The organism is Streptomyces sp. NPDC060205 (assembly GCF_042728395.1).
In the GTDB taxonomy this organism is placed as follows: Bacteria; Actinomycetota; Actinomycetes; order Streptomycetales; family Streptomycetaceae; genus Streptomyces.
In genome coordinates this window covers 1-10623 of sequence record NZ_JBHWZP010000311.1, presented here as the reverse complement: position 1 = coordinate 10623, position 10623 = coordinate 1, and the positions used below count along the sequence as shown (strand labels likewise).

Sequence of the window (10623 nt, the reverse complement as noted above, 5' to 3'; positions counted from 1 at the left end):
CCCCCGGACCCCCGGGCCCCCGGATCCGGCTGCGGGTCCGGTGGGGGCGGGCCGCGCAGTTCCCCGCGCCCCTGAAGGGCGGGGCTGCGCCCCTGCCCTTCGGCGCCTGCCCTTCGTCGGGAGGGGGGCGGCCCCAGGTACCTAGGGGCGCGGGGAACTGCGCAGCGGGGGTTCGGGGGCGGAGCCCCCGAGGTAGTGAGGGTCAGGGGGACGTCGGGGCCGGGTCCGATGCCGGGACGCGGCGACGGCGGCGGCGCTTCAGGAGGGCCCAGGGGCCGCGCGGCCCCGTAGGCATCGCCGCGGCCACCTCCGTGCCCGGCTCCGACGCCGCCTCCGCGGCAGCCCGGGCCACCGGCAGGAACCCCTCCCGACGGGACACGTCCGGACGTTCCTCCTCCGCAGGCCACAGCCCCAGCGCCGCGCACACCGTCGGCAGCACGGCCATCGCCGCCGTCGCGTACCCCTCCGCCGAGGGGTGGTAGCTGTCCGGCCCGAACAGCTCGCGCGGGTTCTCCGCGAACTCCGGCCCCAGCAGGTCGCCGAGCGACACCGTCCGCCCGCCCTGCTCGACCGTGCCGATCGTCTGCGCCGCAGCCAGCTGACGCGAGGCCCGCCGCGCGAACCACCGCAGTGGCCGGTGGACCGGCTCGATCGTGCCCAGGTCGGGACAGGTGCCGACGATCACCTCCGCACCGGCCGTACGCAGTCGGCGTACCGCGGCGGACAGGTGACGGACCGAACGTGTCGCCGGCATCCGGTGCGTCACGTCGTTCGCGCCGACCATGATCACGCACACCTCGGGCATCCCGTCCGGATCGGCGAGGACCAGCCGGACCTGGCGGTCCAGGTCGTCCGACTGGGCGCCGGGCAGGGCCACGTTCCGCAACCGCACCGGCCGTTCGGCCACCGCCGCCAGACCGGACGCCAGCAGCGCGCCCGGTGTCTGCCGGGCCCGGTGCACTCCCTGCCCCGCCGCGGTCGAGTCACCGAGCATCGTCAGGCGCAGCGGTTCCTCCCCACCGGCGTACGCGTACCCGTACAGGCCGTCCGCGCTCGGTGGGTGCGGACTGCGCCCGTGGCCCACCTGCCGTTTCGCCAGCTGCACCTCGGCCAGCACCACTCCGACCGTCGCCGCGCCCAGCAGCCCGATCCCGCCGCCGCCGTACGCCGCGCCCGCCGCGATCCGCCGTGCCACCCTCGCCCTCGACAAGCTCGACATGCGAAGCCGCCACCTCCTTCTAGCCGTACACCCACTCCTTGCCCCGTACAGACCGTCGGTCAATCTCAACGCGGTGTGAACGCCCAGGAGGGGCTTAGGCTGACGGAACCACCCCGACCATTTCTTTTCAGCTCCGGAGACAACGGTGCAATTCCACGACTCGATGATCAGTCTCGTCGGCAACACCCCGCTGGTGAGGCTCAACAGCGTGACCGCCGGCATCCAGGCGACCGTCCTCGCGAAGGTCGAGTACTTCAACCCCGGCGGCTCCGTGAAGGACCGCATCGCCCTGCGCATGATCGAGGCCGCGGAGAAGAGCGGCGCACTGCAGCCGGGCGGCACGATCGTCGAGCCGACCAGCGGCAACACGGGTGTGGGCCTTGCCATCGTGGCCCAGACGAAGGGCTACAAGTGCATCTTCGTCTGCCCCGACAAGGTGAGCACCGACAAGATCAACGTGCTGCGCGCGTACGGGGCCGAGGTCGTCGTCTGCCCGACCGCGGTCGACCCGGAGCACCCCGACTCGTACTACAACGTCTCCGACCGGCTGGTCCGTGAGACGCCCGGAGCCTGGAAGCCCGACCAGTACTCGAACGCCGACAATCCCGCCTCGCACTATCACTCCACCGGCCCTGAGCTGTGGACGCAGACGGAGGGGCGGATCACCCACTTCGTCGCGGGCGTCGGCACCGGCGGCACCATCTCCGGCACCGGCCGGTACCTGAAGGACGCAAGCGACGGCAAGGTCCAGGTCATCGGCGCCGACCCCGAGGGGTCGGTCTACTCCGGCGGCTCCGGGCGCCCGTACCTCGTCGAGGGCGTCGGCGAGGACTTCTGGCCGACCGCGTACGACCGGACCGTCGCCGACGAGATCGTCGCCGTGTCCGACAAGGACTCCTTCCAGATGACCCGGCGCCTCGCCAAGGAGGAGGGCCTGCTCGTCGGCGGCTCCTGCGGGATGGCCGTCGTGGCCGCGCTGCGGGTCGCCGAGCGGCTCGGCCCGGACGATGTCGTGGTGGTCCTGCTGCCGGACAGCGGGCGCGGGTACCTCAGCAAGATCTTCAACGACGAGTGGATGGCCGACTACGGGTTCCTGGAGGACGAGGGCCCCAGCGCCCGCGTCGCCGACGTCCTCAGCGACAAGGTGCACGGCGCGATGCCGCAGCTCGTCCACATGCACCCCGACGAGACGGTCGGCGAGGCGATCGAGGTGCTGCGCGAGTACGGCGTCTCGCAGATGCCCATCGTGAAGCCGGGCGCCGGACACCCGGACGTGATGGCCGCCGAGGTCGTGGGCTCCGTCGTCGAACGGGAACTGCTCGACGCGCTGTTCACCCAGCGGGCCTCCCTCACCGACCCGCTGGAGAAGCACATGTCGGCGCCGCTGCCGCAGGTCGGCTCCGGTGAGCCGGTGGGCGACCTGATGACCGTGCTCGGCGCGGCCGACGCCGCGATCGTCCTGGTCGAGGGCAAGCCCACCGGAGTCGTCAGCCGGCAGGACCTGCTGTCCTTCCTCGCCAAGGGTGGCCGGCAGTAGAACGTCCGGTGAACCGCGCGCCCCGGAGCGGTACTTCCGGTGTGAGCGGTCACGGCGGAACTTCGTGGAAGTGGTACGAGCGCGTCACGTCCACGCAGCACACGCTTAACACGGGTACGGCACATTGGTGGATGTCGGCAAGGGCGGGAGCGGCTCCCCGCCCCGGCCGGCACCAGACGGCGCCAAGGACCTCCGGAGCGGCTCCCGGACCTCCATGGACGCCACGGACGCGCAGCTCGGCCCTGACCCGGCTCGCGTCCCTCGCGGGGACCGCCGTCGTCCCGCCCCCCGGCAACGGGGGTGCGGCGGCCCCCGCGCAAGCTTTACGAAGGGCCCGGTACCTGGTCAGGTACCGGGCCCTTCGGCGTGTCCGTCCGTCACCCGTCCCAGTCCGAGTCCTGCTTGGCCCGGCGCCGCCCGAAGAAATTCGGTGAGAAACGCGCGGCCTGGACCACGTTGACGCCGACGATGCCCACCCAGGCGACCAGCAGGCCGGGCAGATGGGCCACGCCGCCGCCGATGGCGGACAGGGGGACCGCGAGGACGAGGGAGACGATCCCGAAGCCGAAGCGCTCGCCCCAGGAGTCCGAGGACCCCTGCGGGGAACGCGCGTCCCGGGCCACCACCATCTGCTGTTCCGCGAGCTGGCGCCGCACCCGGCGGTCGACCGCGCCGTCGAGGCGCTGTTCGACCTTCTCCAGGAACGAGTCGACCAGCGCGGACTCGTAGTCGGCGCCCAGTTCCTTGCGTGCGTGCAAGGTGGCGTCGAGTTCCTTCTTGAGTTCGGCGTCGCGGGCTTCCATTCCGGTCATGCGTTCCACGGTAGGGAGCCGGGGCGGGCTTGGCACGGGGGTTAGCCCCCCTGTCCGCGCTGGGCCCGCCCCCACCGGTCCCGCCACCGGATCTAGCCGGTCAGCCCCTTCTCCTTCGCGTACGCGTTCGCCACGTCCTCCGGGTCCTTCTTGTCCTTGTCCACCTTGCGGTTCAGCTCGGTCAGATCCGCCGTGGTGAGGACGTTGCCGAGTTGGGCGAGGGCCTTGCGGACCGTCGAGTCGGCCCTGCGGTCGGCGACGAGGGGGACGATGTGCTGGCCGGGGATCAGGTTCTCCGGGTCCGTGAGGACGACCCAGTCGTTGGCCACGATGTCGGTGTCGGTGGTGAAGAGGTTCGCCACGTCCACGTCGCCCTTCTTCAGGGCGCCCTTCACCAGCGGCCCCGAGGAGTCCAGGGACTTGAACTCCTTGAACTCGACCCCGTAACGGCTCTTCAGACCCACCGCGCCCACCTCCCGCTTCTTCACCTCGGGCGCGGCGCCGATGACGAGCCTGCCGTTCTGCTTCTTCAGGTCGGCGAGGGAGGACAGGCCGTACCTGTCGGCGGTCTCCCGGGTGACGACGAACGCGTCCGAGTCCTCGGCCCTGCCGTACGGCAGCACCTGGAGCCCGGCGGGCAGGGCCATCGCGAGGGCGTTCTGCATCTCGCCCTCCTCCGTGGCCCGGGACTTGGGGAAGAGGTAGTGCAGGAGGGCGCCCTGGTACTCGGGGAGCAGGTCGATGTCGCCGCCCTTGAGCGCGGGGATGAGGATCTCGCGGGTGCCGAGGTTCGGACGGACCTTCGTCTTCACTCCGGCGGCCTCCAGGACTGCCGCGTAGAGGAAGCCGAGCACCTGGTTCTCGGTGAAGTTGGCGGTCCCGATGGTGACCCCGTCCTTGCTGGACCCGCCCCCGCCGCCACCACCCCCGTCCCCGTCGAGAGAGGTGATCCCACTGCTGCAGGCGGCAAGGACGGGAACGGAAGCGGCGGCGAAAAGCCCACCGAGGAGGGTGCGTCGGTTCATGGGGAAGCTCCTAGCGGCATGGGTTGCCCGTGAGGTCTTGGTCTTGAGGGGCGCGGGGAACTGCGCGACGGGGGCGAGGGGGCGGAGCCCCAGCCCTTCAGGGGCGCGGGGAACTGCGCGACCAGCCACGACGGACCCGCAGATCCAGCGCGACGGCCGGCGGCGGTTCCTACGCCGGCCGATGCCGGAACAACACCCGCTGAACCCCGCTCAGCGCGAGGTCGAGCACAACGGCGACCAGAGCGACCAGCACCGCCCCGCCCAGCACCTGCACCAGATCCCGCTGGGCGAGCCCGTCGAACACGTACCGCCCCAGCCCCCCGAAGGACACGTACGCCGCGATGGTCGCCGTGGCCACCACCTGGATCAGCGCCAGCCGCAGCCCCGTCATGATCAGCGGCAGCGCGAGCGGCAGCTCCACCTGGAAGAGGACCTGGTGCCAGCGCATCCCCTGTCCCCGCGCCGCGTCCTTGACGTCCGGATCGACGGCCGTCATCCCCGCGTACGTGTTGGTCACGATCGACGGCACCGCGAGGGCGACCAGCGCCACGTACACCGGCCACATCGACAGGCCGCTGGCGAGGAAGACGAGCACGACCAGGCCGACGGTCGGCAGGGCGCGCCCGAAGGACGCGAGGTTGATGGCGAGGAACGCGCCCCGGCCGGTGTGTCCGATCAGCAGGCCCAGCGGCAGCGCGATCGCGGTGGCCACGAGGGTCGCGAGCAGCGAGTACTGCAGGTGCTCGGCGAGCCGGTGCCCGATGCCGTCGGGCCCGGTCCACTGCTCGCCGCCGACCAGCCAGCCGCCGAGGTTCTTGAAGAGTTCGTACATGTCAGGCTCGCCGCCTCTTCCACGGGGTGAGTACGTACTGGACGGCGACCAGCAGGGAGTCCGCGACGAGCGCCAGCAGGAGCGTCAGGACGACTCCCACGATCACCGGTGTCGGGAAGTTGCGCTGGAAACCGTCGGTGAAGAGCTGGCCGAGTCCGCCGTCGCCGATGTACGTGGCCACGGAGACCAGCGAGATCGACATGACCGTGGCGATCCGGACCCCCGCCATGATCACGGGGAGTGCGAGGGGGAGTTCGACGGTGAGCAGGGTGCGCAGCGGGCGCGTACCCATGGCCTTCGCCGCCTCCTTCGTCTTCGCGGGGACCGAGTCGAGGCCCTCGACCGTGTTCCGGAGCAGGACGACGAGGGTGTAGATCGTCAGTCCGACGACGGTCGTGGTGCGGGTCAGTCCCGAGACCGGCAGGAGCAGGACGAAGACCGCGATCGACGGGATCGTGAACAGGACGTTCGACAGGCCCAGGAGCACCCCGCGCAGGGGCCGGATCCGGTGGGCGACCACGGCCAGCGGCAGGGAGATCAGCAGGCCGAGGAGGACGGCCGACAGAGCCGCCTGCAGATGGGAGAGCGTGAGGGTGGTGAGGTCGTCGGTGTGGTCGCCGATCCACGACCAGTCGATGCTCATCACGCCACCAGGGCTTCCGCGTGGGCCAGCCCCGCGTGCCGGTGGATCTCGTCGCGCGAGGTCACACCGGTGAGGGTGCCGTCGGCGTCGACCCGGGCCACGAGTCCGGCCGGGGAGGCGATGGACTCGTTGAGGGCGGCGAGCAGGGAGTCGGTGTCGCGCAGGGGGCGGACGGGGAGTTCGGTGGTTGCGCTGTCGCTCTTCGCCCCGCCGGCCGCGGTGGGCCCGGTGCGCCAGTGCAGGGGTTTGCGGGCGCCGTCCAGGACCAGTTCCCAGGTGCCGCCCTTGGGGGCCGGGGCCTGCGGGATGCCCTTGAGCGAGGTCAGGGACAGCAGCTTGAGGCCGCGTTCGGCGCCCAGGAAGTCCGCGACGAAGTCGTCCGCCGGGCGGGCCAGCAGCTCGGCCGGGGTGGCGCACTGGACGAGATGGCCGCCGGTGCGGAAGACGGCGATCCGGTCGCCGAGGCGTACCGCCTCGTCGATGTCGTGCGTGACGAAGACGATCGTCTTGTTCAGCTCCTTCTGGAGCCGCAGCAGCTCGTCCTGGAGCTGGGTGCGCACGACCGGGTCGACCGCGCCGAACGGCTCGTCCATCAGGAGCACCGGGGGGTCGGCGGCGAGCGCGCGGGCCACGCCGACGCGCTGCTGCTGGCCGCCGGAGAGCTGGTGCGGGTAGCGCTTGCCGGCCTCCGCGCTCAGGCCGACCGTCTCCAGGAGTTCCGCGGCCCGGGAGCGGGCCTTGCGGCGGCCCCAGCCGAGGAGCAGCGGCACGGTCGCGATGTTGTCGAGGACCGTGCGGTGCGGGAAGAGGCCCGACTGCTGGATGACGTAACCGATGGAGCGGCGCAGGTCGGCGGCGTCCTGTTCCAGCACGTCACGGCCGCCGACGCGGATGGTGCCCGAGGTGGGGTCGACCATCCGGTTGATCATCCGGAGGGTGGTCGTCTTGCCGCAACCGGAAGATCCCACGAGGACGGTCACGCCCCCTTCCGGCATCTCCAGGGAGAGGTCGTGGACCGCGGTGGTGCCATTCGGGAAACGCTTGTGGACCGCGTCGAACTGGATCATGAGGTGTCCCTTGCCCGGCTGCATATAGTCATGCAGAGTTCTCTCTACTTGAATAGCTTGTCAACGGTGTGGTGTTGATCGCTGGTTTCTTGTGATCGACAGGCAAGACCGAATGCCCGGTTTGAGGGGAGTTTGCGCTCTATGTCGTCTCGGGATGTGGACACGCCGAGTGCGGGGACGTACGGCCTCGTGGTGCTGGACGGTTACAGCACGGGTGTCGCCGACGTCGTACGGCTCGCCGACGGGTCCGCGCGGCCCGTCCCCGGCACCGACGCGATGAAGCGTGTCGAGGAGTCCTGGGACGCGGCCCGGCGCATCGCCGCCACCGGCCGCGTGTACGGCCGCTCCACCGGAGTCGGCGCGAACCGGAACGAGGACGTGCCCACCGAGGCCGCCGCCGAACACGGTCTGCGCCTGCTGCGCAGCCACGCCGGGGCCATCGGCGCCGAACTGCCCGCCCGCGAGGTCCGCGCGATGCTCGCCGTCCGGGCCAACCAGCTCCTCGCGGGCGGCGCCGGTCTGCGCCCCACCGTCGTCACGGCGCTGTGCGAGGCGCTGGAGAGCGGCGCCTACCCCGTCGTGAACGAGTTCGGCTCGGTCGGCACCGGCGACATCGCGGCCCTGGCCCAGGTGGGCCTCGCGATGGCGGGCGAGCACCCCTGGCGCGACGGCGAGGGGGCCGGCCTGTCGGTGCGGGCGGGCTCCGGTGCCGTCGAGCAGGCGGGCGCCCCCGAGCCGCAGCCGCTCGACAACAACGACGCCCTCGCGCTCATCAGCAGCAACGCCCTCACCCTCGGCCAGTCGGCGCTCGCCCTGCACGAACTGCGCGGACTCATCGGGGCCACCCAGGTCGTCGCCGCGCTGTCACTGGTCGCGGTCGACGGCTCGTACGAGGCCTACGCGGCGCCCGTCCACGCCGCCCGGCCGCACCGCGGCTCGACCGAAGTGGCCCGCCGGATGCGGGAGATGATCGGCGCCCCCGACCGGCCGACCCCGCCGCTCGGCCGGATCCAGGACCCGTACGGCTTCCGGTGCGTGCCCCAGATCCACGGACCCGCGCACGACGCGGCCGACGCCCTGGAGGAGGTCCTCTCCGTCGAGATCAACGCCGCCGCCGAGAATCCGCTGATCTGCGCCGACGACATGGCCGCCTACCACCACGGCGGCTTCTACCAGGCGCAGCTCGCCCTCGCCCTCGACCACTTCAGGCTCTCCCTCACCCAGGTCGCCCGGCTGTCGACGTCACGCCTGTCGACCCTCAACGAACCCTCCTACACCCGGCTGCGCCCCTTCCTCGCCGACCACGAGCCCGCCTCCTCCGGCGTGATGATCCTGGAGTACGCAGCCGGGGCCGCCCTCGGTGACCTGCGGGCCTTCTCCGCACCCGCCTCGCTCGGCCACGCTGTACTCTCCCGGGGCGTCGAGGAACAGGCGAGCTTCGCCTCGCTCGCCGCTCGCCAGACCCTGCGCGCGTGCGGCGCGTACCGTCTCGTGGTCGGCTGCGAACTCGTGGCCGCCGTACGGGCGTTGCGTCAGCGCGGCCTGCGTCCCGACCCGGAGCTGCCGGTGGGCAGGGCACTGGAGATCGCCGAGTCGGTGCTCGACGCGGATGCGACCGACCGGCCGCTCACGGACGACGTGACGGCGGCGGCCGGGCTGCTCGACCGGTTCACGGACATCTGGAGTGGGGGTACGGCATGAGCGTGGACGGGAACACGAGCGTGAAGAGGGGCATGGACAGGGACATGGGAACGGGCCCGGACAACGGTGACGCGCGCGAGGCGAACGGTACGAGCGAGGCGAGCGGGGCGAGGACGGACGACCGGAGCGGGAGCGAGGGCGAGGGCGGCGGCGGGGGCGGCAAGGGCGCCGGGGTGCCCGACGCTCCCGCCGGGCGGCTGCAGGCCCTCTTCGAAGGGCACCGGCTGACGCCCACCCAGCGGCGCATCGCCCACAGCATGGTGCGCCGGGCCGCCGACGTGCCGTTCCTGTCGAGCGTGGAACTGGCCGAACTCGCCGGGGTCAGCCAGCCGTCCGTCACCCGCTTCGCCGTCGCCCTCGGCTTCGACGGCTACCCGGCGCTGCGCAAACACCTGCGGGAGGTCGCACCGGCCGAACCCGCTCCCGACACCGGCGCGTACAACGAGTACCAGCAGGCCGTCGAGGCCGAGATCGAGAACCTCCGCCATCTCGCCTCCGTGCTCGCCGACCCGCGGCCCGTCGAACGGGCCGGCCGGCTCCTCGCCGCCTCCCGCCCCCTGCCGGTGCTCGGGCTGCGGGCCGCCGCCTCCCAGGCGTACGGCTTCGCCTACTTCGCGGCCAAGGTCCATCCGGATGTCCGGCTGCTGCACGAGGGCGGCACGATGGTCCACGACCGCATCGACGCGGCCGTGCGGGCCGGGGCCAGCACCCTGCTGTGCTTCGCGCTGCCCCGCCATCCGCGCGAGGTCGTGGACACCCTCGCCCACGCGAAGGAGGCCGGGCTGACCGTCGTCACCGTCGCGGACTCCGCGTTCGCGCCGGTCGCCAAGGTGTCCGACCTGCTGCTGCCCGCCGCCGTCGGCACGGGCCTCGCCTTCGACACGGCCTGCGCGCCGATGCTGCTCGGCCGGGTGCTGCTGGAGGCGATGTGCGACGGACTGCCGGACGCCCAGGCGCGCCTTGAGGAGTTCGACGCGCGGGCCGCGGCTCGGGGGCTGTTCGTCGAGTAGCGGCACCTCGCAGGCGGAGCACCGGAGACCGGCCGATTTTTTGGTGCTCTCTCAGATGAGTCTCACGTTCGGCCGCTAATCTGCCCGCCACGAACAGGCGTCTGGTGAGGAGGCGGATCGTGGCGCGCGGAGGGCAGGGACTTGCTCGGGTGGCCGTCGTCGTACGGGCCGGAGCGGCACCGCTGGGCTGGCTCGGGATCGTCGCGGCGGGGGTGGGCGTACTGGTGCCCGGGGTGACGGGACGGCGGATCGGGGTGACGGCCGGAGCCGCGCTCTTCCTGATCGCGGCGGTCGTCGTCCTGCTGACGCACCGCAAACGGTACGTGGCACTCGCCCGCGGCGCCGACCGGGCCGGCAAGCACGATGTGCTCCAGGACCGCGCGGTGACCGTACGGAACTGGCGCCGGGGCCACCGCTGGTGGGTGCTCCTCGCCTTCGCCGCGGCCCTGGGCTCGGCGTTCGCCGTGCCGGCCGCCGGCGGGATGCTGCTCGCCGGCGCCGGAGCGGGCCTGCGTCTCAAGGCGGCCTGGATCGGCCGGCTCGAACGGGCGGCCGAGTCGCTCCTGTGGGTGCGGGTCGACTGGCTCGGCCGCGGTGCGGGCGTTCCGGCGGGCAAGCGCGTCAAGGGCTACCGGGCCACCGGGATCGCCGCGGGCGACGCCGCGCCCCGGGGGGGGCGGGGGCTGGGGGGTTGGCGTCTTGCGGCTGTGGTTGCGGGTGGGCGCTTTCAGCGGGGTTTCAAGGTGGTTTCAGGGGGGTGGGGGAGCGTTGGTCGGG

The 10623-nt window shown here is 72.2% G+C and carries 9 protein-coding genes and 1 pseudogene; 4 read left to right on the top strand and 6 right to left on the bottom strand.

All coding sequences use genetic code 11. The features are described from left to right. Positions 1 to 202: 202 nt before the first annotated feature. On the bottom strand, positions 203 to 1219 hold the full coding sequence (locus tag ACFWGJ_RS35640; RefSeq protein WP_387332883.1) for an SGNH/GDSL hydrolase family protein: 1017 nt from the start codon (positions 1217 to 1219) through the stop codon (positions 203 to 205). Positions 1220 to 1364: 145 nt separating this feature from the next. Between ACFWGJ_RS35640 and ACFWGJ_RS35635 the strand changes: the two genes are divergently transcribed. Next, positions 1365 to 2756 carry a cystathionine beta-synthase gene (locus ACFWGJ_RS35635; protein ID WP_387332882.1) on the top strand — a complete coding sequence of 464 codons (1392 nt, stop codon included), beginning with the start codon at positions 1365 to 1367 and terminating at the stop codon, positions 2754 to 2756. Positions 2757 to 3133: 377 nt separating this feature from the next. On the opposite strand, the gene ACFWGJ_RS35630 is transcribed toward ACFWGJ_RS35635, so the two are convergent. The 5 genes from ACFWGJ_RS35630 to ACFWGJ_RS35610 all read right to left on the bottom strand — a co-directional run bounded on the left by ACFWGJ_RS35630 (position 3134) and on the right by ACFWGJ_RS35610 (position 7135). Beyond that, positions 3134 to 3568 (bottom strand): hypothetical protein, encoded by a 435-nt coding sequence (locus ACFWGJ_RS35630; protein WP_387332880.1) that lies wholly within the window; start codon positions 3566 to 3568, stop codon positions 3134 to 3136. A gap of 92 nt (positions 3569 to 3660) precedes the next feature. Next, positions 3661 to 4593, bottom strand: coding sequence for an ABC transporter substrate-binding protein (locus tag ACFWGJ_RS35625; protein ID WP_387332877.1), 933 nt, complete (start codon positions 4591 to 4593; stop codon positions 3661 to 3663). Between the two features lie 169 nt (positions 4594 to 4762). Next, entirely contained in the window at positions 4763 to 5425 is a 663-nt protein-coding gene (locus tag ACFWGJ_RS35620; protein WP_387332875.1) for an ABC transporter permease, read from the bottom strand. Position 5426: 1 nt separating this feature from the next. Next, entirely contained in the window at positions 5427 to 6068 is a 642-nt protein-coding gene (locus tag ACFWGJ_RS35615) for an ABC transporter permease (RefSeq protein WP_387332873.1), read from the bottom strand. Further along, a complete protein-coding gene (locus ACFWGJ_RS35610) occupies positions 6068 to 7135 on the bottom strand; it encodes an ABC transporter ATP-binding protein (RefSeq protein WP_387332871.1) in 1068 nt (355 codons plus the stop codon). The genes ACFWGJ_RS35615 and ACFWGJ_RS35610 overlap by 1 nt, the downstream gene beginning before the upstream one ends. 141 nt (positions 7136 to 7276) lie before the next feature. Here ACFWGJ_RS35610 and ACFWGJ_RS35605 point away from each other — a divergent pair, with 141 nt between their 5' ends. The 3 genes and pseudogenes from ACFWGJ_RS35605 to ACFWGJ_RS35595 all read left to right on the top strand — a co-directional run. Further along, complete coding sequence (locus ACFWGJ_RS35605; RefSeq protein ID WP_387332869.1) at positions 7277 to 8836, top strand: aromatic amino acid ammonia-lyase; 1560 nt, start codon at positions 7277 to 7279, stop codon at positions 8834 to 8836. Next, positions 8833 to 9846 (top strand): MurR/RpiR family transcriptional regulator, encoded by a 1014-nt coding sequence (locus ACFWGJ_RS35600; protein ID WP_387332867.1) that lies wholly within the window; start codon positions 8833 to 8835, stop codon positions 9844 to 9846. Before ACFWGJ_RS35605 ends, ACFWGJ_RS35600 begins: the two co-directional genes overlap by 4 nt. Before the next feature lie 119 nt (positions 9847 to 9965). Beyond that, positions 9966 to 10526: pseudogene (locus tag ACFWGJ_RS35595) on the top strand (hypothetical protein); the annotation flags it as partial. Between the last annotated feature and the right edge of the window lie 97 nt (positions 10527 to 10623).

Bases quoted from the DNA above. Each gene is read 5' to 3' on its own strand.
- ACFWGJ_RS35640 (WP_387332883.1), bottom strand. From the start codon at position 1,219: ATGTCGAGCTTGTCGAGGGCGAGGGTGGCACGGCGGATCGCGGCGGGC.
- ACFWGJ_RS35630 (WP_387332880.1), bottom strand. From the start codon at position 3,568: ATGACCGGAATGGAAGCCCGCGACGCCGAACTCAAGAAGGAACTCGAC.
- ACFWGJ_RS35625 (WP_387332877.1), bottom strand. From the start codon at position 4,593: ATGAACCGACGCACCCTCCTCGGTGGGCTTTTCGCCGCCGCTTCCGTT.
- ACFWGJ_RS35620 (WP_387332875.1), bottom strand. From the start codon at position 5,425: ATGTACGAACTCTTCAAGAACCTCGGCGGCTGGCTGGTCGGCGGCGAG.
- ACFWGJ_RS35615 (WP_387332873.1), bottom strand. From the start codon at position 6,068: ATGAGCATCGACTGGTCGTGGATCGGCGACCACACCGACGACCTCACC.
- ACFWGJ_RS35610 (WP_387332871.1), bottom strand. From the start codon at position 7,135: ATGATCCAGTTCGACGCGGTCCACAAGCGTTTCCCGAATGGCACCACC.
- ACFWGJ_RS35605 (WP_387332869.1), top strand. From the start codon at position 7,277: ATGTCGTCTCGGGATGTGGACACGCCGAGTGCGGGGACGTACGGCCTC.
- ACFWGJ_RS35600 (WP_387332867.1), top strand. From the start codon at position 8,833: ATGAGCGTGGACGGGAACACGAGCGTGAAGAGGGGCATGGACAGGGAC.